Annotated in this window: 27 protein-coding genes, 1 riboswitch and 1 other annotated feature; of the genes, 10 read left to right on the top strand and 17 right to left on the bottom strand. The window is 45.8% G+C overall.

The genetic code is table 11. The features are described from left to right. Positions 1-103: 103 nt before the first annotated feature. Positions 104-826 (bottom strand): pseudouridine synthase, encoded by a 723-nt coding sequence (locus ACSVDE_RS12015; RefSeq protein ID WP_439301126.1) that lies wholly within the window; start codon positions 824-826, stop codon positions 104-106. A gap of 90 nt (positions 827-916) precedes the next feature. Here ACSVDE_RS12015 and ACSVDE_RS12020 point away from each other — a divergent pair, with 90 nt between their 5' ends. Next, complete coding sequence (locus ACSVDE_RS12020; RefSeq protein WP_439301127.1) at positions 917-1,345, top strand: DUF6884 domain-containing protein; 429 nt, start codon at positions 917-919, stop codon at positions 1,343-1,345. A 36-nt stretch (positions 1,346-1,381) separates the two neighbouring features. Here the strand turns inward: ACSVDE_RS12020 and ACSVDE_RS12025 are convergent, their stop codons facing one another. Then, positions 1,382-3,025: a putative polysaccharide biosynthesis protein gene (locus ACSVDE_RS12025; protein WP_439301128.1), complete on the bottom strand. Its 1,644-nt coding sequence runs from the start codon at positions 3,023-3,025 to the stop codon at positions 1,382-1,384. A gap of 93 nt (positions 3,026-3,118) precedes the next feature. Then, on the bottom strand, positions 3,119-3,487 hold the full coding sequence (locus ACSVDE_RS12030) for a hypothetical protein (protein ID WP_439301129.1): 369 nt from the start codon (positions 3,485-3,487) through the stop codon (positions 3,119-3,121). Positions 3,488-3,574: 87 nt separating this feature from the next. Here ACSVDE_RS12030 and ACSVDE_RS12035 point away from each other — a divergent pair, with 87 nt between their 5' ends. Both ACSVDE_RS12035 and ACSVDE_RS12040 read left to right on the top strand, forming a co-directional pair. Continuing rightward, positions 3,575-4,837: an NAD(P)/FAD-dependent oxidoreductase gene (locus ACSVDE_RS12035; RefSeq protein ID WP_439301130.1), complete on the top strand. Its 1,263-nt coding sequence runs from the start codon at positions 3,575-3,577 to the stop codon at positions 4,835-4,837. Positions 4,838-4,850: 13 nt separating this feature from the next. Next, a complete protein-coding gene (locus tag ACSVDE_RS12040) occupies positions 4,851-5,321 on the top strand; it encodes a GNAT family N-acetyltransferase (protein WP_439301131.1) in 471 nt (156 codons plus the stop codon). 1 nt (position 5,322) lies between these two features. Here the strand turns inward: ACSVDE_RS12040 and ACSVDE_RS12045 are convergent, their stop codons facing one another. The 4 genes from ACSVDE_RS12045 to ACSVDE_RS12060 all read right to left on the bottom strand — a co-directional run bounded on the left by ACSVDE_RS12045 (position 5,323) and on the right by ACSVDE_RS12060 (position 6,810). Next, positions 5,323-5,799, bottom strand: a complete 477-nt coding sequence (locus ACSVDE_RS12045) for an NUDIX hydrolase (RefSeq protein ID WP_439301132.1) — start codon at positions 5,797-5,799, stop codon at positions 5,323-5,325. 59 nt (positions 5,800-5,858) lie between these two features. Further along, positions 5,859-6,050: a sporulation protein Cse60 gene (locus ACSVDE_RS12050; protein WP_439301133.1), complete on the bottom strand. Its 192-nt coding sequence runs from the start codon at positions 6,048-6,050 to the stop codon at positions 5,859-5,861. 87 nt (positions 6,051-6,137) lie between these two features. Continuing rightward, entirely contained in the window at positions 6,138-6,467 is a 330-nt protein-coding gene (locus ACSVDE_RS12055) for a rhodanese-like domain-containing protein (RefSeq protein WP_439301134.1), read from the bottom strand. 31 nt (positions 6,468-6,498) lie between these two features. Next, the gene (locus ACSVDE_RS12060; RefSeq protein ID WP_439301135.1) at positions 6,499-6,810 is read right to left on the bottom strand and encodes a rhodanese-like domain-containing protein; all 312 of its coding nucleotides are present in this window, start codon (positions 6,808-6,810) and stop codon (positions 6,499-6,501) included. On the opposite strand from ACSVDE_RS12060, the gene ACSVDE_RS12065 reads away from it, so the two are divergent. After that, positions 6,786-7,136 carry a hypothetical protein gene (locus ACSVDE_RS12065; protein ID WP_439301136.1) on the top strand — a complete coding sequence of 117 codons (351 nt, stop codon included), beginning with the start codon at positions 6,786-6,788 and terminating at the stop codon, positions 7,134-7,136. The two genes, ACSVDE_RS12060 and ACSVDE_RS12065, sit on opposite strands and share 25 nt — an antisense overlap. Positions 7,137-7,226: 90 nt before the next feature. Here ACSVDE_RS12065 and leuS read toward each other — a convergent pair whose 3' ends face one another. The 4 genes from leuS to ACSVDE_RS12085 all read right to left on the bottom strand — a co-directional run bounded on the left by leuS (position 7,227) and on the right by ACSVDE_RS12085 (position 12,917). Continuing rightward, entirely contained in the window at positions 7,227-9,644 is a 2,418-nt protein-coding gene (gene leuS, locus ACSVDE_RS12070) for a leucine--tRNA ligase (RefSeq protein ID WP_439301137.1), read from the bottom strand. Between the two features lie 428 nt (positions 9,645-10,072). Beyond that, positions 10,073-10,303, bottom strand: a binding site (T-box leader). 100 nt (positions 10,304-10,403) lie between these two features. Further along, positions 10,404-10,955, bottom strand: coding sequence for an HD domain-containing protein (locus tag ACSVDE_RS12075; RefSeq protein ID WP_439301138.1), 552 nt, complete (start codon positions 10,953-10,955; stop codon positions 10,404-10,406). Continuing rightward, the gene (locus tag ACSVDE_RS12080) at positions 10,943-11,590 is read right to left on the bottom strand and encodes a phosphatase PAP2 family protein (protein ID WP_439301139.1); all 648 of its coding nucleotides are present in this window, start codon (positions 11,588-11,590) and stop codon (positions 10,943-10,945) included. The genes ACSVDE_RS12075 and ACSVDE_RS12080 overlap by 13 nt, the downstream gene beginning before the upstream one ends. A 139-nt stretch (positions 11,591-11,729) precedes the next feature. After that, positions 11,730-12,917 (bottom strand): MDR family MFS transporter, encoded by a 1,188-nt coding sequence (locus tag ACSVDE_RS12085; protein ID WP_439301140.1) that lies wholly within the window; start codon positions 12,915-12,917, stop codon positions 11,730-11,732. 185 nt (positions 12,918-13,102) lie between these two features. On the opposite strand from ACSVDE_RS12085, the gene ACSVDE_RS12090 reads away from it, so the two are divergent. The 3 genes from ACSVDE_RS12090 (at position 13,103) to ACSVDE_RS12100 (ending at position 15,608) form a co-directional block, all read left to right on the top strand. Further along, positions 13,103-14,056: a TIGR01212 family radical SAM protein gene (locus ACSVDE_RS12090; RefSeq protein WP_439301141.1), complete on the top strand. Its 954-nt coding sequence runs from the start codon at positions 13,103-13,105 to the stop codon at positions 14,054-14,056. Next, on the top strand, positions 14,053-14,628 hold the full coding sequence (locus ACSVDE_RS12095) for a class I SAM-dependent methyltransferase (RefSeq protein WP_439301142.1): 576 nt from the start codon (positions 14,053-14,055) through the stop codon (positions 14,626-14,628). Before ACSVDE_RS12090 ends, ACSVDE_RS12095 begins: the two co-directional genes overlap by 4 nt. A gap of 101 nt (positions 14,629-14,729) precedes the next feature. Beyond that, positions 14,730-15,608 carry a hypothetical protein gene (locus ACSVDE_RS12100; RefSeq protein ID WP_439301143.1) on the top strand — a complete coding sequence of 293 codons (879 nt, stop codon included), beginning with the start codon at positions 14,730-14,732 and terminating at the stop codon, positions 15,606-15,608. A gap of 103 nt (positions 15,609-15,711) precedes the next feature. Here ACSVDE_RS12100 and ACSVDE_RS12105 read toward each other — a convergent pair whose 3' ends face one another. After that, positions 15,712-16,779, bottom strand: a complete 1,068-nt coding sequence (locus ACSVDE_RS12105) for a tetraprenyl-beta-curcumene synthase family protein (protein ID WP_439301144.1) — start codon at positions 16,777-16,779, stop codon at positions 15,712-15,714. Positions 16,780-16,783: 4 nt separating this feature from the next. Then, a complete protein-coding gene (locus tag ACSVDE_RS12110; protein ID WP_439301145.1) occupies positions 16,784-17,593 on the bottom strand; it encodes an alpha/beta hydrolase in 810 nt (269 codons plus the stop codon). A 94-nt stretch (positions 17,594-17,687) separates the two neighbouring features. Here ACSVDE_RS12110 and ACSVDE_RS12115 point away from each other — a divergent pair, with 94 nt between their 5' ends. Next, entirely contained in the window at positions 17,688-18,200 is a 513-nt protein-coding gene (locus ACSVDE_RS12115; RefSeq protein WP_439301146.1) for a gamma carbonic anhydrase, read from the top strand. Here the strand turns inward: ACSVDE_RS12115 and ACSVDE_RS12120 are convergent. Continuing rightward, positions 18,190-18,558, bottom strand: a complete 369-nt coding sequence (locus ACSVDE_RS12120) for a VOC family protein (protein ID WP_226546898.1) — start codon at positions 18,556-18,558, stop codon at positions 18,190-18,192. The two genes, ACSVDE_RS12115 and ACSVDE_RS12120, sit on opposite strands and share 11 nt — an antisense overlap. A 204-nt stretch (positions 18,559-18,762) precedes the next feature. Here ACSVDE_RS12120 and ACSVDE_RS12125 point away from each other — a divergent pair, with 204 nt between their 5' ends. Together ACSVDE_RS12125 and ACSVDE_RS12130 are read left to right on the top strand one after the other, a co-directional pair. Then, positions 18,763-19,293: a phosphatase PAP2 family protein gene (locus tag ACSVDE_RS12125; protein ID WP_439301147.1), complete on the top strand. Its 531-nt coding sequence runs from the start codon at positions 18,763-18,765 to the stop codon at positions 19,291-19,293. A gap of 24 nt (positions 19,294-19,317) precedes the next feature. Beyond that, on the top strand, positions 19,318-20,475 hold the full coding sequence (locus tag ACSVDE_RS12130) for a glycosyltransferase family 4 protein (RefSeq protein ID WP_439301148.1): 1,158 nt from the start codon (positions 19,318-19,320) through the stop codon (positions 20,473-20,475). A gap of 65 nt (positions 20,476-20,540) precedes the next feature. Here ACSVDE_RS12130 and ACSVDE_RS12135 read toward each other — a convergent pair whose 3' ends face one another. The 3 genes from ACSVDE_RS12135 to metK all read right to left on the bottom strand — a co-directional run bounded on the left by ACSVDE_RS12135 (position 20,541) and on the right by metK (position 23,213). Continuing rightward, on the bottom strand, positions 20,541-21,161 hold the full coding sequence (locus ACSVDE_RS12135) for a sterol desaturase family protein (RefSeq protein ID WP_439301149.1): 621 nt from the start codon (positions 21,159-21,161) through the stop codon (positions 20,541-20,543). Between the two features lie 9 nt (positions 21,162-21,170). Then, the gene (locus ACSVDE_RS12140; protein WP_439301150.1) at positions 21,171-21,854 is read right to left on the bottom strand and encodes a GntR family transcriptional regulator; all 684 of its coding nucleotides are present in this window, start codon (positions 21,852-21,854) and stop codon (positions 21,171-21,173) included. A 165-nt stretch (positions 21,855-22,019) separates the two neighbouring features. Then, on the bottom strand, positions 22,020-23,213 hold the full coding sequence (gene metK, locus ACSVDE_RS12145) for a methionine adenosyltransferase (protein ID WP_439301151.1): 1,194 nt from the start codon (positions 23,211-23,213) through the stop codon (positions 22,020-22,022). A gap of 368 nt (positions 23,214-23,581) precedes the next feature. Next, positions 23,582-23,670, bottom strand: a riboswitch (SAM riboswitch). Between the last annotated feature and the right edge of the window lie 245 nt (positions 23,671-23,915).

A 23,915-nucleotide genomic window follows, 5' to 3' on the forward strand; every position in this document is an offset into this window, starting at 1 on the left:
ATTCTCCTTTCGTTGGATGTTTTGATTAATACCCGACATTTTCGGGAATAAAACAACCAGGCGGAAAGGATGATGAAAAATAGGCCAGATGTCTCTGAGTGGATTACTCGTTTTGTTGACGATCTTGTAAGCGTTCAAGTTCATCCTCTGTCAGCGGTCGATATTCACCAGGGGCAAGGGATGGGTCCAGTTTCAACGATCCCATTTCCATCCGTTTCAAGTAGGTGACTTTTTTCCCAACGGCTTCAAACATCCGTTTCACTTGATGGAATTTCCCTTCCGTTATGACAAGCTCGATCTCGGATTGTGTGCCGCTTTTTAAAATGTTTAAGTCGGCAGGCTTTGTCTTATACCCGTCATCGAGTGTGACGCCTTTGCGGAAAGCGATTTGATCGTCTTGCGTGACTTCCCCGTCGATCTTTGCGTAATACATCTTCGGGACGTGTTTTTTAGGTGAAAGCAGTTCATGCGAAAGTTGTCCGTCGTTTGTCAGCAAAAGCAATCCTTCCGTATCTTTATCCAAACGCCCTACCGGGAAAGGCTCAAACCCAGCATCCTCGACATCTAGTAAATCAATCACGGTCTTATGGACGTGATCTTCGGTAGCAGAAATGACCCCATCCGGTTTATTCATCATCAGATAGATATGTTTTACATACTCGACGACTTCTCCGGCGACGGTGATGACATCTTTATCTGGATCGACATGGGTTTTTCCGTTTTTCAAAGGTTCGCCATTTACGTTCACAAGACCATTTTTCAACAGCTTCTTCACTTCTTTACGGCTTCCAAAGTTCATATTGGCCAACAATTTATCGATTCTCAAAAGAGATCCTCCCAACAATTGTAAAATAGTAGCTTAATTTTCAACGATGAGTGTATAATAAGTAAAACTAGTTCAAAAGGAGGGGTACCATTGAAACGCGCAATCGGACTACTTGCTACAGGACGAAAAAAACTAGGACATCCCGCACCGGTGCTGGATTTTTATACAAGTCCATTGTTTCAGAAATCAGTACAGTATGCAAAAGAGCATTATGACGGTTTTTACTTTTATAATGCAAAAGATGGACTCTTATTACCCGATCAAACATTAGAACCCTACGACCTTTCCATCAAGACGTTCTCCATTATGGAAAAGAAGGTATGGGCTCGGAATGTCATCGATACGTTCCGTAAATATGAATCTCCTGATGAGATCATCGTTTATCTGCATGGCGGGAAAGTGTACCGAGACCACCTTGAACCCCAGCTTGAACAGAAGGGCTATGAATATAAGATTCCGATGAAAGGCCTCGGAATCGGTCAACAGCTTGCCTGGCTTGATCAACAGCTCGCTGAGTGAAAAAAGGTACAAAAAGAAGGCCCGGTGAAAGGCCTTTTAATTTGCTCGTGTTCTTCGACGTTTGAAGAATCGATTGATTTTATCACCGAAGATATGTTGTAGGAGCCCAGAGAAATGACTCATATATAAATAGACTCCCGCTCCTGCAAACACACTTACCGTCAACACTACGAATGAAGTGAAAGTACTTCCGTAATCGGTTCCCACAAGTGCTTCCATCGCCCACTTCGCAACAACTACCGCCAATACCATCAATCCGATGAACATTCCGATCAGGATAGAACGTTTGAATACAGGACGGAACGAATAGTTTGCTGCACGTTTGATGATGAGCAAGTTGATCGTGATCGAGATGGCGTACCCTAGATTTGTACCGAGAACCGCACCGAGAATACCGAAGTTCGCAATCAATACATAGTTCAAGCTTAACTTTACGAAGATTCCTGTCAATAAGCTGTAGACAGCGAATCGTTGTTTATTGATCCCTTGTAAAATCGCAGCCGTCACCGTGAAGAGCGCGAATAAGATCGCCGTCGGTGCGTACCACGAAAGGACAAAGCCTCCGATTTCGATATTGTTGTTGAATAGGAACGAGTAAGCTGGCAGACCAAGAATCGCTAAGCCAATCCCAGCTGGTACCGTCAAGAATAAGATGATTTCAAAGATTTTCGTGATCTGATTTTGCAGGACAGGAAAATCTTTTTTCGTATATAAGGTCGTAATCAATGGGATGACCGTAAGCGCCACACCCGTTGATAAAGAAACCGGAATCATGATCAGCTTCTGTGTATACGTCTGCATGACAGCGTAGAAATCTTCCGCCTTACCCTGGCCGTAGCCTAATCCATTTTGCAACGCATTTGTGATCGTGAACATGTCGATCAATTGGTAAAGTGGGATGGCGAGACCGACTGCCACGAATGGAATTGCATACCGGATCAGTTCTTTATAAATTTTCGGTAGCGGGATTTTGTGGTCCACACTGTTCCTCATCATCTTGTTCAGGTGAGGACGACGTCTTTTCCAATACCAGAGGAGGACGAGTAAAGAAGACATTGCGCCGATCGTTGCCGCGAAAGTCGCGAATCCGACTGCCGTACTCACTTCCCCTTTGAAAATGACGATGACCAAGAACGCACTGATCAGGATGAAGCTAACACGGACGATCTGCTCGACCACTTGTGATAACCCCGTCGGGCCCATTGATTGGAATCCTTGGAAATACCCTCGAATCAAGCTCATGACCGGAACGATGATCAACGCTGTCGATACGAGCTGGATGACCATTTTAATGTCCTGAACGGAGTTCCCTTCTGCTCCTCTTTGACTGGCAAGGAATTCAGCGATCCAACCGGACAATGAGAACAACAATAGGAAGGATACGATTCCGCTGACCGTCATGAACAAGAGTCCGGATCGCAATAGTCTCCGACCGGTTACATAATCGCCCATTGCATTATATTTCGAAACGAATTTGGAAACTGCTAAAGGTAAACCTAATGTGGATATACTTAAAAAGACGGCGTATGGTGTGTAGGCAAAACTGTACAATGCTCCACCGGACGGACCGTTTTCAGATTCTACTAACCATTCAAACGGGATGACGAAGATCAACCCTAGAAATTTAGAAAAGAAGGTAGCCGCTGTCAGAATCAGCGTGCCACGAATCAGTTTTGACATATATACTTCCAACTCCCAATGCCATTCACATGTAATCTTATGTATTTTACCATAGTATGATAGCTTTCGCGAAAGCTTTTCCTATCTTAACGGTTAAGACTTAAATTCAATTCCAGGCAACCATAAAATCGTCGTATCATCATCCATTTCTGTAAGTTCAGAGGCTGTGAGGGCGATATGGAAAATTTCCCTTGCTTCAGGCTCTTTCAGAAGTTTACCTGCAAATTGCTCAGCGAATAGAATCGCCCGCTCCTCCCCGCTGTTCAATTTGAAACAGAAGATATGACCGTTGCATGATTCATCCCAAAGCCAGGCATAGGAATACCCTTTGTTTTCAATGTGGACGAGATCTCCGAACGCGGGTATGGATATGAGAAGGACTGGTGAGTCTTCATAGGTTGTCCAGCCTCCATCCTCTGGCGTGTGAGCTTCTGTAATGGATGGGGAATAATGATTGTTCATGAAATGGAGCGCTCCTCTACGTGTTCATTTTCTTTTCCTATTAAACATGGTATCTTACAATGGAACGAACGAAAAGTAGGTGCAATTATGAAATACGATGTCATCATTATCGGAGGCGGTCCGTCTGGGCTCATGTCCGCTGTTGCAAGTGCTTCGAGCGGCGCTTCCGTTTTACTAGTCGATAAAGGAAATAAACTCGGTCGGAAGCTTGCGATTTCTGGTGGTGGTCGATGCAACGTCACGAACCGCCTGCCGATCGACGAAATCATCAAGCATATTCCGGGTAACGGTAAGTTCTTATACAGCGCATTCAACATCTTCAACAACGAAGATATCATTGCGTTTTTTGAAGGGCTCGGCATCCAGCTGAAAGAGGAAGACCACGGCCGGATGTTCCCTGTCAACGATAAGGCGCAATCGGTTGTCGATGCAATGCTCAATAAGATCCGTGAGCTTGGCGTTAAAATACGCACGAATACTCAGGTCGAGCATGTGATTTACGAGGATGGGACAGCAAGAGGCATTCTTTTAAAAGATGGCGAAAAGATTGAAAGCGATGCGGTGATCATTGCCGTTGGCGGAAAGTCCGTTCCACATACCGGTTCTACGGGAGATGGATATGCATGGGCGCAAGATGCCGGTCATAAGATCACAGAGCTCTATCCAACTGAAGTGCCGCTCACTTCCGATGAACCGTTCATCAAGGACAAAGCGTTGCAAGGTTTGTCTTTGCGAGATGTTGCGCTCAGCGTGTTGAAACCGAACGGGAAACCGATCATCACCCACCGGATGGATATGATCTTCACCCATCTCGGCATTTCAGGACCAGCTGTGTTGCGTTGCAGTCAATATGTCGTGAAAGCCCTCAAGAAAAGCAAGGACGGCTATGTGACGATGCAGATCGATCTTTTTCCAGATCGAAATGAGGAGCAGATCTTCCAAGAACTGATGAAGATGCTGAAGGATGAGCCGAAGAAAGCCATCAAGAACGCGTTGAAGGGTTGGATTCCAGAACGTTACCTTCACTTTTTACTGGACCGGGCGGAGATTCCCCTTGAGACGGTCTATTCCCAGCTGTCGCATTCAGCGTTACGGGATTTTGCAGGAATGGCGAATGGCTTTACGTTTACCGTGAACGGGACTTTGCCGATTGAAAAAGCGTTCGTAACCGGCGGAGGGGTGTCGACGAAAGAAGTGGAACCGAAGACGATGCGTTCGAAATTCGTACCGAACTTGTATTTCTGTGGTGAGATTTTGGATATACACGGCTACACAGGTGGATATAACATTACCTGCGCCTTCGTTACCGGTCATCTTGCTGGAACGAATGCCGCAGCAGACCGGTCATAGGGGGAAAAGTGACATGCTCAAACGGAGAGGCGTTTATGCGTTAACGACGGATCGAACTGAGATGGACGTCGCGTTCATCCACCGGTATTTACATGAAGATTCCTATTGGGCAGGGGGAATCGACTACGAGACGGTCGAGAAATCCGTCGAGAATTCGCTCTGTTTCGGAATTTTTACGATGGATGGAGATAACGATACGCTGGGAAAACAAGTCGGATTCGCGCGTGTCATTACCGACTATGCGACTTTCGGATATCTGGCAGATGTGTTCGTGGTGGAAAGCCACCGTGGGAAGGGATTGTCCAAGTGGTTGATGGAAGAAATCATGGCGTATCCCGAGCTGCAACGATTACGTCGGTTGATGCTGGTGACCAAAGACGCGCAAGGTTTGTATAAGCAGTACGGATTTGAGATTTATGACAATGAGGATCAAGGCTTGATGGGCATTCGCCGGAAAGCTGAGGATTTATATCTGAAGGGCTGACTTATCGCGTCAGCCCTAATTCTTTCACTTCGTCCAGTTGTTCGTGGCGGTAGTAGCACTTGAATTCGAGCGGTTCACCGGTGTACATCATCTCAGGCAGGAAATGCCGGATGTTGCTGACAACGCCCATATTGTCTTCTGCTAATACCCACTCAAGCTCTTTCCATTCGAGAATTCCCTCGTCCATTTTGAGAGGAGTTGGATATTCAGTGTGAGGCTCGAGTTGCGTGATGAACACGTGCATGCCGCCTTTTTCGATTCCCTCCACGTCCCAAGAAACGACGCCAGTATACTTCGGAGTGACGATGCGCATGCCGGTCTCCTCCATCACTTCACGGATCACGCTTTGTTCAGGGGTTTCGTCAGGCTCAAGTTTTCCACCGACTCCATTCCACAATCCTTTGTTCGGTGCTTTCACCCGGTTCAGCATAAGGACTTCTGAACCTCTCATGATAAAACAAATACAATACCGTATCATCCACTCACATCCAGACAGGTTTTTTTACCAGTCTACCACTGCTCCCAAATTTTACAAGGTCATTTTTTGTACAAAATCATAGCCGAAAAGCTGTATAGCGATTCGTAGTCTTCCGTCTCTTCGTCCGCCGCGATGGAAACCTGGTACTGGATTTCAACGAATTTCGATTGCTGTAATTCGGCTAGAAATTCGTTCACTGCTTCTTCAAGATCCTCTTCATGTTCCGCCTCGAAAATTTTCACCTGCAACATAAAAACACCCCCAGAGAATTCCACTTTTAATAGTAAAAATTCACCCGAGAGTGTTCAAAGTCCTTTGACGAAAGCCTTCTACTTTTGTCAGGATACCTTAACGTAATATATGAATTTCTTCGTTTTCTTTTTCAGGATGCGCGCTGCCATCGCTGCCGCTATTTTCGATTCAGCGATGACGACGATGTCACGATCACAAATTTCCCCTTCCTTCGAGGTCCGTGGAAGATAGGATAGCGGGATGTTCTTTGTGCCCACGTGGAACGGATTCCGGTGAGACAATTGGTAATCCCGGATGTCGATCATGCAATATTCGTCGAGCGCATCTTGCTCAAACGTTCTGAGCTTCATATAAGGAAGTATATAGGAATAAAGGAAGTATGCTGCTGCAACCAGCAAAATCAGTTCCCATATCATTTGGTCCACTTCCCCTTTCTTCTCTGTCCTTTTACTTGGTGTCGCCTTCCCACTCAAGCATGCCACCAGTCATGTTGATCACTTTGTAGCCCTGCTCTTGTAAGAAGAGACTTGCATTTTCACTGCGTCGGCCGGAACGGCAAACCATGATATGCTCTTTGTCTTTTTCGATTTCTTCCATACGTTCCGGGATCTCAGAAAGACGGATATGCTTAGCGGCAGGGATCATACCTGCAGCCACTTCTTCGTCTTCACGGACATCTATGATGGAGATGTCTTTCCCTTCTTTCAATAGCTTGTCAACTTCTTCAGGTGTAATTGTTCGAACTGTATAGTCCTCCATTTAAAATCATTCCTTCCATCTATATTCGCTTTATTGGTTTATTGTTTGTTCATCCGTCACTTATTTTACGAACTTCACTAAAAAAAGTAAAGAGATTGATTTTGCGGGGAGGGGTTTTAGAAATTCTGGCGGTGGTTTTAGAAATTTGGGGTGCGGTTTTAGAAAATCCGGGTGCAGTTTTAGAAAATCGGGGTGCGGTTTTAGAAATTTGTGCAGTGGTTTTAGAAAAAACGGCGGTGGTCTTTGAATTCGGTAAAATAGACCCATCAAAAAGGAAGCTCCCTGTTCCAGGGAGCATTCAAATGAGTGCCAGGTACCAATCATAAGCCCTTGCCCCGCAAGGATTCTTTTTTGGTACCTGGCACCGTTCAAAAAAAGGATTGCTCCGCACTGGAGCAATCCTTTCCTTATTTTGATTAATTTGCGACGATGTTGACCAATTTGCCTGGTACGGCGATGACTTTGCGGACTGTCTTTCCTTCGATGTTTTCTTTCACTTTATCGTCGGAAAGTGCGATTTCTTCCATTTGTCCTCTATCCGCATCAGTCGGTACCAACAACTTCGCACGTACTTTTCCGTTGATCTGAACGACGATTTCCACTTCGTTCTCGGTCAACTTCGACTCGTCGAATGTCGGCCACTCAGCGTAAGCGATTGAGCCGCTGTGTCCTAACTTCTCCCAAAGCTCTTCCGTAATATGAGGAGCAACCGGAGACAACAATTGGACGAATCCTTCCATCAACGCTTTCGGCAACACGTCTTGCTTATATGCTTCGTTGATGAAGACCATCAATTGAGAGATCCCTACGTTGAAACGCAACTCTTCGTAGTCTTCGCTCACTTTTTTCACCGTTTGATGGTAAACGCGCTCAAAGTCTTCGGAAGCTTGAACGTCCTGGATTTTACCAGAAATCGATCCATTTTCTTCGACGAACAAACGCCACACACGATCCAAGAATCGACGGGATCCGTCCAAACCGCTCTCAGACCAGGCGATGCTTGCATCCAATGGTCCCATGAACATTTCGTACAAGCGCAACGTGTCTCCACCATGGGATTTCACGATGTCGTCCGGGTTCACGACGTTCCCTTTCGACTTACTCATCTTCTCGTTGTTTTCCCCAAGGATCATACCCTGGTTGTACAAGCGTTGAAACGGCTCTTTCGTCGGCACAACACCTACATCATATAAAACTTTGTGCCAGAAGCGTGCGTACAATAAGTGAAGAACCGCGTGCTCAGCGCCACCGATGTACAAGTCAACAGGTAGCCAGTGCTTCAACTTCTCTTCCGACGCCAACTGATCGTTGTTGTCTGCATCAATGTAACGCAAGTAGTACCAGCAACTTCCTGCCCACTGCGGCATCGTGTTCGTTTCTCGACGACCTTTTTTACCCGTTTCCGGATCGACGACATTCACCCACTCTTCAATGTTCGCAAGTGGTGATTCCCCTGTTCCGGAAGGCTTGATGTTGCTCGTCTTCGGAAGTGTCAACGGCAATTCCTCATCAGGAACCGCACTCATCGTGCCGTCTTCCCAATGAATGATCGGAATCGGCTCGCCCCAATAACGCTGACGGCTGAACAACCAGTCACGAAGACGATACGTGATCTTCTTCTCACCTTTGTTGTTCTCTTCCAACCACGCAATCATTTTGGAAATCGCTTCTTCCTTGTTCATTCCATTCAAGAAATCGGAGTTGACGATTTCGCCATCTTCCGTATATGCCTCTTTTGAGATGTCTCCACCTTTAACAACTTCAATAATCGGAAGCTCGAATTTCGTAGCGAATTCGTAATCGCGCTCATCGTGTCCTGGAACCGCCATGATCGCACCTGTTCCGTAACTCACCAATACATAGTCTGCGATCCAAACCGGAATTTGCTCACCGTTCGCAGGATTGATGGCATAAGCCCCTGTGAAGACGCCGGTCTTTTCTTTTGCAAGCTCAGTACGCTCCAAGTCACTCTTCGTGCTGATTTCTTTCTTGTACGCTTCAACCGCGGATTTTTGCTCAGGTGACGTAATTTCGTCAACATAAGCATGTTCCGGCGCTAATACCATGTACGTCGCGCCGAACAATGTATCGGGACGCGTCGTGAAGACGGTCACTGTTTTGCCGGAGTTCGCGATATCAAACGTGATTTCCGCACCTTCCGAGCGGCCGATCCAGTTACGCTGCATTTCCTTCAAGCTTTCTGGCCAGTCCAACTCTTCAAGGTCCTCTAACAAGCGATCCGCGTACGCCGTGATTTTCAACATCCACTGCTTCATCGGCTTTCGAATGACCGGATGTCCACCACGTTCACTTTTACCATCGATCACTTCCTCGTTCGCAAGCACCGTCCCTAATGCCGGGCACCAGTTGACCGGAACTTCGTCGATGTAAGCCAATCCTTTTTTATATAACTGTAGGAAAATCCACTGCGTCCACTTGTAGTAGTTCGGATCCGTCGTGTTCACTTCACGATCCCAGTCGTAGGAGAAACCTAATTCCTTGATCTGACGGCGGAACGTGTTGATATTCTGCTCGGTAAAATCAGCCGGGTCATTCCCTGTATCCAACGCGTATTGCTCAGCTGGAAGGCCAAATGCGTCCCACCCGATCGGGTGAAGCACGTTGTAGCCTTGCATCCGCTTCATTCGTGCGACAATATCAGTCGCCGTGTACCCTTCCGGATGCCCGACGTGAAGCCCAGCACCTGATGGATACGGGAACATATCCAACGCGTAGAACTTTTTCTTGTCTGGTTCGAATTCTGTTTTGAACGTTTTGTTTTCTTCCCAATACGATTGCCACTTACGCTCGATTTGTTGATGATCGAAAGCCATTTTGAAGCCACTCCCATTCGTTTTTATGTGTTTAAGTATGATTTCTCGTGATTTATGAAAAATTGGGGCATGATGAGCACCCATTTGCTGCCGAGATAAGTACGGTTTTAGAAAATTCGGCGTTGGTTTTAGAAAAAAGGTGTGGTGTTTTGTAAATTTCACCCTTCGTCTTGTAAAAATCCTAGCTTGTTTTAGGAAAATGAGGGTCCGTTTTAGAAACCATGGCCTTCTTACTACGCCCCAACCCAAGAATCAGAAGCTTATCAACTTCCCTCTGAGGAAAGAGGAACGATGAGATTAAGGCGTCGCAGTTCCGAGGACCGGAGTTTAGTTTGACCTAAATGAGGACCGGAGGAACAAGACAACGCAGAGATCAGAAGCTCATCTTTTCTCAGAAAATAATAAAACCTCCCGCCACTGATCTAAACATCAGGGACGAGAGGTTGAATAAACAATACTCCCGCGGTACCACCCGCATTAGTACACAAAAAGCGTGCACTCACTCAAGCTCCTTATCGCGGAGGGACGATAAACGCTACTTCGGTTGTTCACGTTTATGGCTCGGAGGCGAGTTCAAATAGCGCTCGGGTTGGCTTTTCAGCAACCGCCAACTCTCTAGGACCGTTGACTATTTTACTAATCCTCTTCTTCGCCTTGAATTTGTGAAGAATGTAATTTGTATTGTATGCAGGTTCTCAAAAATTGTCAAGGTTTTTTCTGAAAATGGACATCTATCATGATGGGCATTTTGACCCACTTTTATACATCCCCGAAGAAATCTTCTACCATCTTTTTATACGTGTAAAAGAACGCTGGTACCTCTACGTCGTCCAGTCCGACGAACGCATTTTCTGCAACACCCCGGTAATACCAGGTCTGCTTCTCCTTGTCACCTTTGAACTTATCCCAAATCGCGTCGCCATCCGCATCAAAGGACTCGATTACACTCCGGAGGTTATCGAGCTTGTCAGCGACAATCAGCGCTTTCACCTCGAACGGCGCATCCTTTATGTAATCCACTGTATGCTGCTTCCGCTCTATCCACGTTTTGCTCTTATCCTCGGTATTGCCTCGGACGATTTCCGATACACGCACACCGAAATTCCGCTCGATGTCTTCAAACGCTAGCTCCGTATCCTCAACGGCATCATGCAAGTAACCCGCAATGACCACATCGTCTGACAAACCTGCCTCCCTCAACGTATTCGCCACAGAAATCGGATGGACGACGTAAGGTTCGCCTGACAGTTTCCGAATTTGCCCTTCGTGTACTTTCTTCGCTAACGCTTCAGCGCGTTCTATTTTTTCCATATCCATCCCCCTCCAACAACGCTTGTGTTCGTCAGTTTCATCAGCATCAATGTCAGAATAAGCCAAATCGCCCCTGCTGTAAAACCACCGAGCACGTCGGTCGGAAAATGGACCCCGAGGTAGACTCTGCTGAAGCCGATCAACCCGATGAACATCCAAGTCAGCACCAGAATATAACCCGCCTGAATACCTCGATTACGCAAGTATCTCCAAAGCAAGTAGCCAAGGAAACCGAAGAACGCAGCGGAATTCATCGCATGTCCGCTGGGAAAACTTAAACCCGTTTCGTGGATGAGCGGCCACTCATCGGGTCTCGTCCGATGATAGATCGACTTCAGCCACTTGTTCATCTCACGGACACCGATCAGATTGAATACGACAATCAGTGAAAGCTTTGGGTTTTTTACCAACAGGAAAAACACAATCAGTATGTACATCAATGGAAAAGATACGTGCTTCGATCCGAGGTCTGTCACGAACAGCATCGCTTCGGTCAGCCCATCTGAACGCATCTTCCAAACCCCATGCATGACGACGAAATCGAAATTGGTCAACGTTGTATGATACACCCCGAAGAAAAGAAAAATGATGAGTAAAACGATTCCGCCTACCAATAGCTTCAGCCAACTGCTCATTGTCCCACCCCTTCTCTACCTAGTTTATTTCACTCTCCCAAAAATATTTTTAAAGAAACTTGGCAAAGCCAAGCCTTTTGGCGGAGGCGGAAGCTGCGCCTTCTGCGCAAAGGAAAAAAACCGTCCGAGGACGGTTTCGTTATGCGACTTGGGAACTCGCTTCTGGTACGATATTACGATCATAGATAAAGGTGATCAACAGACCGACAATGAGCAAACAGAACACAACATAGAACATCGACTGGATGCCACTCAAGTCGACGATGAGCCCACCGACGATCGGTCCGAACATCCGCCCGCCTGTTGCGGTACTGTTCACGACACCCTGGTAAAAACCTTCGCGTCCCTTCGGCGCAAGATTGCCAGCAATCGTCGGAACCGCTGGCCAGACCAGCATCTCTCCGATTGTCAAAATAATCATCGCGGTCATAAGACCCATGAAGATATTCGCTTGAGAAGCAACCAGGAAGGATACCATGAAAATGCTGATGCCAACGATGATTTGCGTCTTCGTCACACGCAACCAATTTTTCACAATATAAGCAAGCAACGGCTGGCCTAAAACGATGATTGCGCCGTTCACTGTCCACAACAAACTATAGTGACTCAAAGAAATCCCGATGTCTTGCGTGTAGGAGGCAATGGTCGACTGCCACTGGACATAAGCGAGCCAGCAAATGAAGTACGCGGCACAAAGCCAGATGAGTGCTCGGAAACGCGTGCGGCTCTTGATGACGAATCGATCATCAAGCACATTTTTGATGACAGGTTCAGCTGATCGATGCGCAAGGCTCCGATAGCCGAAAAACGCCAACAGGAAGAAAGCGACGTACATAATCGCATTACCGACGAAAATCCACTGGAAACTGAAGGAAGCAAGCAATCCGCCTGCCGCAGCACCAACAGCGACACCAACGTTTTGTGCGACATAAATGGCGTTATACGCTTTCCGGCCGCCTTCTTTCCAGACGGTCCCGGCATAAGCATACATAGACGGAAACACCATTCCGCCTCCAAATCCGAGTGTAATCAAGAAAATCATATATGGATAAAAACTATGGAAAAAGATGAGTCCTAAAGAGCTACCGAATGTGATGGAAATCCCGATCAAAATCGAGCGATAGCCGCCGACACGGTCGAATAATGCGCCGCCGATCAAGTTTCCGACGACACCTGCCCCTGCATTCCCCATCAGCACAAAACCAGCAAAGGTCAACGACTTTCCGAGGTGATCGTGTATATAGACTGTATTCAATGGCCAAAGAAATGAGGAACCCGTGACATTGATGATCATCCCGATGATTAATAACCAAAGATGCTTCGGCACCTTCAACGACCTCCGTTCGAACTGGTTCACTGTAAAAATTTATGTAACTGAACCATAGAAATTGTATTCCTTTTTGAAGGGAAGCGCAATTGTTTTTTTCTGTCTCCAGACGGGTTTGGCGAGGGTCCTGTGACCGTGCTAAAATAGGGCTATCTTAACAACTTAAGGATTAGAAAGGATAGCTTATGTCGATTCCCTCTCATTTCGGAGATAAACGTTACTATACATGGAACAAGCATTTAAAAGAACACTTTGGAGAAAAAATCATCAAAGTGCCGATTGACGGTGGATTTGACTGTCCAAACCGGGATGGCACCGTCGCATCCGGCGGTTGCACGTTCTGTTCACAAAGTGGATCTGGTGACTTTGCCGGTGACCGGCGTGACGATCTCGTCCAGCAATTCCACACGATCAAGGATCGAATGCACCGGAAATGGAAAAACGGGAAGTACATCGGGTACTTCCAGGCGTTCACGAATACGCATGCCCCAGTTGAAGAACTGCGTGAGAAGTTTGAAGTGATTTTGGAACAAGAAGGCGTCGTCGGACTGGCAATCGCAACGCGTCCGGATTGTCTACCAGATGATGTCGTCGAGTACCTGGCAGAATTGAATGAACGTACCTACCTATGGATTGAGCTCGGATTGCAGACCGTCCACGAGGAAACAGCTCAACTCATCAACCGTGCGCACGATTATGCCTGTTACGTTGAAGGCGTCAACAAGCTAAGGAAGCACGGAATCCGCGTTTGCGCTCATATCATTAATGGCCTACCGCAGGAGACTCCCGAGATGATGATGGAAACGGCTCGGGAAGTGGCGAAGCTAGATGTTCAAGGCATCAAGATCCACCTTTTACATCTGTTAAAAAAGACGCCTATGGTGAAGCAGTATGAGAAAGGGTTAGTCGAGTTCCTCGACTTTGACACGTACGTCCAGCTTGTATGTGATCAGCTGGAAATCATTCCACCGGACATGATGATTCACAGGTTGACGGGTGACGGTCCGGCTGAACTGATGATTGGTCCAATGTGGAGCATGAATAAATGGAATGTACTCAATTCAATCGAGGCTGAACTCGAGCGCCGCGACAGCTATCAGGGGAAGTATTATGAACCTGCTGAGGTGTCTGCCCCATGAACTTAAGTCGGATTTTACCTTATGCAAAAGAACTGCTGGAGAAAGTCGTTGAGCCAGGTGGGGTTGTCGTTGATGCGACGGTTGGTAACGGGCATGACACGGTCTTTTTAGCGGAACTTGTCGGGGAAAAAGGCCGCATTTACGGATTCGATATCCAGGAGCAAGCTGTTGAAAACACGATCGAACGGTTGAAAAACAACGGGTTGGAAGAACGGGCGCAAATCATGTTGAGGAGCCATGCAGAAGTGAAAGAAGTGGTTCCAGCTGAGTACCATGGAAAAGTCGAAGCTGCGATTTTCAACCTCGGATACTTGCCGGGCAGTGACAAAGAAATCATCACGAAACCGGACTCGACGTTACAAGCGATTGAAGCTCTGCTTGACATCTTGAAGCCTGGTGGACTGATCATCCTTGTCGTCTATTACGGGCATGAAGGCGGCGTTGAAGAGAAAGAACACTTGATGCAGTACTTGGCTGAGCTCGATCAAAAGCGAGCACACGTCCTCCAGTACCAATTTCTGAACCAGAAAAACAACCCACCGTTTCTGGTAGCTGTTGAAAAAAGAGCATAGTTTTCATATTGAGACGATTGGACATCCAATCGTCTTTTTTGAAACTTTTTCCAATCCACTTCCGTATGAGTAGTAGCGATTACGGGGAGTTGAATGACCAAGTGAACAAACGTCGATTGATCATACCTATGGCTATATGCTTCACACTCTTGAACGCTTGCAGCAATCATGAACCTGTCGACAAGCAAGAAAACGTAGTCGAGACGGAGGCATCTGACCACCAATATTCAGAGTTTACGAGTGAAGACGATCAAGTCCAATTCACCATTGCAATCAATGGTTCTTTTCCAGAAGAAACGGTGAAAAGAATCGAAGACGAAACCATAGATGGATATGAAAGTATCCTGGAATTAACGGATCAAGCGCTCGCTGAACAAAAAGAAGTGATGATCCAACTGGAGAAAGGTCAGGGATACTCTCACTACTCTAATGGTGTCATCTATCTGTACAATGTCGGGACTGACAATGAGTTTCTCATCCACGAACTCGTTCACGCTCTTCTCGGCTATGATTTTAAAAATGCGGGGTATTTTACGCTGGACGGTTTAGCGATGTATGTAAACAACCAAATAACCGATACAGAACCCCTAGCACGTTTTGGTCATTCCAGCCATGAATGGATGAACTATTTAAATGAGATAGATGTAGGGATTCCGCTTGAAGCGCTGATCGATCCCGAGCAATCTCTCAGAATAAACGATCCTCGCAAGGAAGGATTGGATCGTGGGTTTTTCTATATACAGTCTGAATCTTTTTCTACATATCTTATCGAGAAATATGGAATGGATGCTTTCATGAAAATTTACAACCAATCAGATTTGAAAACGATCATCTTGCAAACTTACGGAAAGGAAATCGGTGAACTGGAAGCAGAATGGATGAGATTTTTGGAAGGTATGGATCGTGGAGATATTGAAACGACCGTCCCCGAATCGTTTCTCAATCAAATCGCCACCTATGAATATTATCCCCACCGCTAGTCGTCATTCATCCTCCAATGAATCATCGTTTAGTAGTATTGCATTGATTCAACTATACAAAAAAACACCTATCCATTCGGATAGGTGTTTTTGGTGGTTTCTCTTAGGAAGTCTTCACTTTCCGGTACACGAAGCTGTTCCAGTAGAAATAGTATGCGGGCAGTCCGCCTGCGCGCATCAACTTTTTAAATACAGACTGGACTTCAGGCTGGTTCCTTACCTTCGTGTCAGTGGAATAGATCCCTAACAATCCTCTCGTAATCAACGCGTGGAACTTCGAATGTGGTAGTTGCCGTGCCGCTTCATCCGCTTTATTGAAAAAGTGAAGCAGTCGATCCATCATTTCTTCCTTCGATTCATAATAGAAGCAGAAATTCAGATCGCCACCCGCTTTATCTTCCTCCTGATCGATGAGATAGTCCATCATGATATGAAGCCCTTGAATCCAAGGGAAATAGCCTTCTTTAATTTTGACAACTAAATCGCTCGGAATGTCTTCATTCGTCGCATAAGAAACAAGACAGAAGATCCCAATCGTCGAACCGGCACAAGCCGAGAATTCGTACCAGCTCATCGGAGGCAGCTGCCCTTCATTGTCCTGATGCCATTGCTGTAAACGTGGCACCCGCTCTTCATGGATGACGTGCTTATGTATTTGCAGATTGCTGTAATGCTCCTCGAGTTCAATCAACGCCTCCGCAATCGCATCAAAACTCGGTAAGGCTGCTAGCACATTCTGGCACGTCTGGACGAGGTCATGTAAATAACCGCCGTCATTCTGATCTTCACGCAACGCATAGTAATTTTCAAGCTGTGCACCTGGTGTCAATGCATGCTCCATGGAACGATGCAACAAAGCAAAATCCTCTGGATCCAGTGAGGTGCTGCGGTCACATAGGTTATCCAGATAATCGCTGATCGTCTGGTACGCAACGATGAACCGGATGACCTCTCCTTTCCAGGCACCATCTGCTGACAGCAACGAATAGATGCCCCCTCCCTCACAATGGAACGTCTTCGAACCAATACTCTCCAACGCCTGTGTCCTTAGCTCGTCATTTGGAATGTGCTCGGCCCGCTCCTTCCAGAAGTTCAACTCTTCATGGACATAGGGAAGGACTTGTCTATAAATTTTGTTCATCAACGACCATGGCTGTGACGGTACGTTCATGCCATCACTCCTTAAAGCTATTTTCTCGAACGATCAAATTCAGTTCGACGTACTGATGGATATATTGGAAAACGAGCTCCCGCTCAGGATCATTCAACACTTCATGATAGAGGGACGGCCACTCTTTGTACGCCTTCTCCATCAAGTTCAAGCTGTCGAACCAATCACGGACACTCTGTTTATCGACAATCAAATCGTTACCGCCTTGTACGACGAGTAACGGGATTTCAGGGAACCGATGAATCGATTGAAACGCGTCCTTCATGGCTTTCATCAACTCACGGTACCATCGGATGGATACTTTTTTCACGAGTAAAAAATCTTCTCGGTCACGCTGCAATACTTCTTCAGAACGCGTTCCTTTCGGTGGACCGCCGCCCCGACTCGAGCGCAACCGCAAACTCGGGTACACTTTATTGATCACTTTGGAAGCTGCATCCAGAACTTTCGGCGGTTTTTCAACGATTCCGAGTGCTGGGGATGACAGCAAAACGGCTGAGAGTGGCAGATTTTTTTCCGTAACGGTACGGATGACAGCGAGCCCTCCCATACTGTGGCCGAACAAATAAACCGGGAGCTCAAAGCGAGTCGCTTCTTCTACCCAGGAAGAAATCGCCTCGATATATTCTTCAAACGATTCGATATGACCACGATTCCGGCGTGTCAGTCCTTGTCCAGGTAGATCCCCCATGACTACATGGTAACCTTTCGAGACCCATTGTGAACAGAGCCATTCATACCGACCGTGGTGCTCACCTGCGCCATGAACCATGACGACAACCGCTTTTGCATTTTCTGCTTCCCAAATCCACATGATGGATCCCCCTTTTCTTCTAGTCTATAATTTGCTAAACTGCTTATGATTTCATACAACATATGTATTCCTATAGGAAAGAGGATGATACTTTATGATTTATCCTTATCAAGGTTCACAACCGAACATCGATTCTACCGTATTCATTGCAGATGGCGTCATGATTTCAGGGGACGTCACGATTGAAGAGAAGTCCTCCGTCTGGTTCAATACCGTCATCCGTGGGGATGTCGCACCTACCCATATTGGCAAACGCGTCAACATCCAGGACCTGTCCATGCTTCATCAAAGTCCGAATACACCATTGATCATCGAAGACGACGTTACGGTCGGGCACCAGGTCACCCTACATAGCTGCACCCTTCGCAAGAAAGCTCTGATCGGGATGGGCTCATTGATTCTTGACGGTGCCGAGATTGGTGAAGGTGCCTTCATTGGTGCGGGAAGCCTTGTTCCTCCAGGTAAAAAAATCCCGCCGAACACGCTCGCATTCGGACGTCCAGCTAAAGTCGTACGGGAACTGAACGAGCATGACCTTCAAGAAATGGAACGCATTCGTACAGAATATGTGGAACGCGGTCAGTATTACAAGTCCCTTAAGCGTTGAACTCGATGATGTTTCCATCGGGATCCTGAACGAATACTTGATGCCAGCCGGTCTTACTGGCTGGTTTATCCAAGTACGTGCAGCCCGCTTTCTCCAGCATGCTGATCAGCTCATCGATCGATTCCACCCTTACAGCAAAATGAGCGCTTCTGCTGTTCAATGTCGGTTGGTCCTCAGGAGAGAAGGATGGATTGACGATCAGATGAAGCTGCGTATTCCCTAAAGTATACCAAATCCCTTCAAAATCAAAGTCCGGCCGATCAGGGCAAACCTCGAATTTCAATACTTTTTCATAAAAAGCCCTTGCCCGCTTCAGTTTCTTCACTTCTAACGAAACGTGATGGATCTGCTTATACATCTTTCATCCCTCCTTCTCTACTACTCTTTTATACCCACTTTCACCATTTTATCATCCTGCTTCTCATTATGGTAATGATGGCCCCTACTCCTTTCTCTTGCTTCTTGTAAATGAAACTCCACAAAGATTTTACATTCGTTTGACAATTCCCTAATATTGGGACGTTATTCTTTTGGTAAATCATCTAACAAAGGGGGAGCTGCGTTGTCTAGGGTAATTGGGTGGCTTCATGAAAGGGAATGTACGGTCTTTCAGTGGGTGAACAATAAATGCCAGCACTCATTTCACAGCAAGTATTTCGTAACCGTCACGCATTTAGGGGGTGCCACGGGGGCAATCACCAGCTGTCTATTCTTGATTTTATTAGCGACTGGAAGCCTTCAGATGGCTGCAATCCAAAGCCTGCTCGCTCTTGCAATCAGCCACATGCCTGTGCAGATCAGCAAGAAATTGTATCCACGAAAACGACCGTATCAAGTCCTTCCTGACACAGTGACCATCTCGAAATTGTTGAAGGATCATTCTTTCCCTTCCGGCCACACGACCGCCATCTTCTCAGTCATTACACCTTTGATCATATGGACGCCGATGGTGGCACTCTTATTGGTACCTTTAGGTATCTCCGTTGCCATTTCAAGAATGTACCTCGGGCTACATTATCCTTCAGACGTATTAGCCGGGATGCTTCTAGGGGTTGGAAGCGGCATCCTGATGAGTTCCGTATTGGTGTTGTAATTCAGGTTTAGGGGGTTGTAAAAAATGAAAATTGCACTTTTCTCTGATACTTACTATCCACAGGTCAATGGGGTTGCGAACACGCTGTACCGTCTCGTCCGCTACTGGGAGCAGAATGGAATCGAATGTAAAGTCATCGCACCGAAAACAAGTTCTAACAATGTCTATGCGACCCATTCGCATTCGCTCCCGAGCATGCGTTTTCTCCTCTATAAAGAATGCCGTGTCGCTCTTCCTTTCAATCGTTTCGTTACTCAGGAACTATTAGCCTATGAACCAGACTTAATCCATGTCGCTACCCCTTTTTCTTCCGGTTTGTTCGGCATGAATCATGCCCGGAAGTATGGCATACCGATGGTCGCTTCCTATCATACGAACTTTGACCACTATCTCTACTACTACAATCTTCAATGGGCGACGAGTTTCTTATGGAAATACATGCATTGGTTCCATTCGTTTTTTGACCGTACGTACGTCCCGTCTCAAGACACGCTCGACCATCTATCATCCAAAGGTTTTGACCGTCTTTCCATCTGGGGTCGTGGCGTGGATACAGTCCTCTACCATCCTGAACAACATTCTGCCGATTTTAAAAGAAAACACAACATCCCACAGGATCGTATCCTATTAAGCTATGTAGGAAGACTTGCTCCTGAAAAAGATGTGGAAACCCTGTTGAACATCATTAAAGGATTCTCAACAGAATGGCATGATAAAGTTTGCTGGATGATTGTCGGTGAAGGTCCAAGTGAAGAAGAGTTGAAGCAGTCGTTACACTCGTACCCTAACGTGCGTTTTACAGGGTATTTAAGAGGGGAAGAACTGTCCCAAGCTTATAGCTCATCAGACTTGTTCATCTTCCCATCGCCAACTGAAACCTTCGGCAATGTCATGCTGGAATCCATGGCTTCCGGCACACCGACGGTTGGAGCGAACTCAGGGGGTGTAAGGACCATTATCAAGGATGGCACGAACGGGTACTTGGTGACTCCAGGCGATGCAAAATCCTTTATCGACCGCATCCTCTTCCTTCTCATGCATCCAAACCTATTGAACCAGTTCTCGCATAAAGCAAGGGAATATGCACTGACCCAGTCGTGGAATACGATTTTCGGCAACCTGACGAATGACTACATGGAGATTGCAGCACAAGGAAAACAGAAAATCCATTCAGCTTCATAGTTTAAATAGAGAATACTATTTTTCAAACAAAAGGGAGACTTCTAACCATAGAAGTCTCTTCGCGTTTACATATCGATTGTCCGACTTTCTAGATCTTTGGCCGTTTTGCTTGTTTCAACCGTTTTTTCTTCCTTCATCGTACCGAACAGGTAATCACCTATCGGATTTGAAACACCATACCAATAGTTCTCGTTCTTATAGTGATGAAGGATATGGATTTTCTTCATCCACCTTCCAAGTTTCGTTTTCGGTTTAATTGGCCTGTGTGCCACGTAATGTTTCCACTCATATAAGAGCAACATCACCTGCAGACCGAGAGCAAACGCTAAAGTGATCCATATATTGCTCGTGATTAAATAACAAACGGCAGACCAAATGAGCATATTGGGCAGGCTGTACCAAATCGGCAAGAACAAGAGATGCAGGTTGTCTGGAGATGAATGGTGATCATAATGGAGTCGTTTCAATAGTTTAAGGAGGTAAGGATTCTTCGGTGTTTTCAGGTGGAAAAGGAATCGGTGCGTCAAGTATTCACTACCAACAAAGGCGACTAATCCGATAACAAACGAAATGAAGAGTTCTGTTCCAGGCTGTGTGAAAAATAAAGCGGTAGAGCTGACGAGAATAAGGCCCAGTAATATAATCACATCAGGGAAAAAGAAGAAATCTCGATAAACCTTGTTCATGAGAACCTCCTATTCATTATTTACTAAATTATGAAGCTTCCACATTTCGATACTTCGATCCATCATATCTTCTGCTAAATGCTTTGCTCTTTTGGCATCCCGCTCAACAGCTGCTTCAAATAATTGTTTGTAGTATTCCATTGATGCACTTCGATAGCGTGAATCTTCAAAATAGACGATCGCCATCTCAATGTACAATTTTTGAAAGCTGTTTAATAAGAGGAGATAAATCGGATTGCTCGAACCTTCAGCTAAACGTCTCTGCAACCACCAATCAAATTCGGCATAGGCCTCCGGGGCCTCCTCTAAGCTACTGATTTCAGTAAGCAGGGAAACGACATTCATAGGGTTTTCTTTAACAGCATCATAAACATAGGCAGGAAGGATTGCTCTTCTTAGTTCAAGAAGGTGAACGATAAATGTATTCGGAATTACTTCTTTATGTCTTATGTAATGTACAAGCGTCATCAAATTGCCTTGTTTCCAAAAGTCATTGACAACAGCACGTTGACCTTGTCGTATCGTGAGCCACCCATCTCTTTCAAGCCTCTGAAGAACCTCACGTATAACGGGTCTCCCCACCTCAAATGTAGCCGCTAACTCCCTTTCAGATGGAACCTTGGTACCGATTGGAATCGATCCTTCGATCACCCTTTCAATAATTTGTTGTTCCACTCGATCAGTTGACCTCATGTTTTCACCCTCCATTGGTAATACCAATATTCATTCTGGTATTACCAGTTTATTCGACTACTACCTATTAATGCAACAATTTTCTGATAATGTATACGGTAATGTATTCTATTTTAGAATGAAAAAAATGGCTGCCACGTGTTCGTGACAGCCATTCCTTTATTTTTATGCATTGTTTTTCAAAATTTCAGCTTTATCTGTTTGCTCCCATGGCAATTCGATGTCTGTACGTCCGAAGTGCCCGTAAGCAGCGGTCTGCTTGTAAATCGGACGACGAAGGTCGAGCATCTTGATGATGCCAGCAGGACGAAGGTCGAAGTTTTCACGGACTAGCTCAACCAGCTTCTCTTCTGAAACTTTTCCAGTTTCGAATGTATCGATTGAAATGGATACAGGTTGTGCAACTCCGATGGCATACGCCAATTGAACTTCACACTTATCTGCAAGATCTGCAGCGACGATGTTTTTCGCAACATAACGAGCCGCATAAGCTGCAGAACGGTCCACTTTCGTCGGATCCTTACCAGAGAATGCGCCACCGCCGTGACGTGCATATCCACCGTAGGTATCAACGATGATCTTACGTCCAGTCAGTCCTGCATCCCCTTGTGGCCCACCGATTACGAAGCGGCCAGTCGGGTTGATGAAATATTTTGTATTCTCATCAATCAACTCGCTCGGTACGACCGGATTGATGACATGCTCTTTCAAGTCGCGCTTGATTTGCTCAAGTGTAACTTCTGGGTGGTGTTGAGTCGAGATAACAACCGTATCAACGCGCACAGGTTGACCGTCTTCATCATATTCTACAGTTACCTGTGTCTTACCGTCCGGACGAAGGTAAGGAACAACCTCATTCTTACGGACTTCTGTCAGGCGACGGCTCAATTTATGTGACAAAGAGATCGGCAAAGGCATCAATTCTGGTGTTTCTTTCGTTGCGTAACCGAACATCAATCCTTGGTCACCTGCACCGATTGCCTCAATCTCTTCATCTGACATTGTACCTTCTCTTGCTTCAAGAGCCTGGTTGACACCAGCAGCGATGTCCGCAGACTGTTCATCAATGGAAGTCAAGACTGCACAAGTCTCATAGTCAAATCCGTATTTTGCACGTGTATAGCCAATGCCTTTTACCGTTTCACGTACGATTTTCGGAATATCTACATAAGTAGAAGTCGTGATTTCACCTGCTACAAGTACGAGTCCTGTGTTGACAGATGTTTCACACGCAACCCGGGCATTCGGGTCACTGGATAGAATTTCGTCTAGAATTGCGTCTGAGATCTGGTCACAGATTTTATCCGGATGACCTTCTGTAACGGACTCAGATGTGAATAGACGTCTGCTTTTTGACATTACGGAACCTCCTCGGCGATACCCCAAAAAAATATCGCTGATAATTGATACGGTACTCATTCCGTACGAAAAAGTGCCATCAATCTTTCAATTATTTGTAAGCGTACGTTCCTAACACCTGTTATGTAGCTGACAAATTTGTTTGCACTTATATTCATTCTTAAGAAAGGATTCTCCCTGTTAAACGTAAAGAAAACTTGGTGAAGTCAAGTAGAAGGCGATGACTGAGCCCTAGTTGCACTTATACTAAGTTCGTAAACTTTTCAACAACATCGAAGATCTCCATGCAGAAAAGTTATCGGTTCTTTACGTAAAAAAAAACCTTTCCTTCTAATAGAGGAAAGGTGGTTCGTTGTAAACCTTTCACCCTCTTATTTTTCAGGTTAGCACCTTCTCACCTGTGGTGTCGGTTGCTGGGTTTCATTGGGCCTGTCCCTCCACCTACTCGGAATAAGAGTAGCCGTTCTCGCAATATCATACCGCAGTACTATAGGTATGTCAACGAAATTGAATATGTAAAAGCTGGGAAGCGGTATATATAGGGCATTTGTTAAGAAAATGCCTATTTCATGTGAGGAGAATGTTTCAACTGTCACAAATTCGGAAAAATAGTATACATTATTAAAATAAATATGTTATACTAATTCAGACGAATAGGATGTATAATGAAACAGGCAAAACTCAAGCCTCTTAATCCTTATC

It is taken from the genome of Pseudalkalibacillus sp. Hm43 (assembly GCF_051842935.1).
Lineage (GTDB): Bacteria > Bacillota > Bacilli > Bacillales > Fictibacillaceae > Pseudalkalibacillus.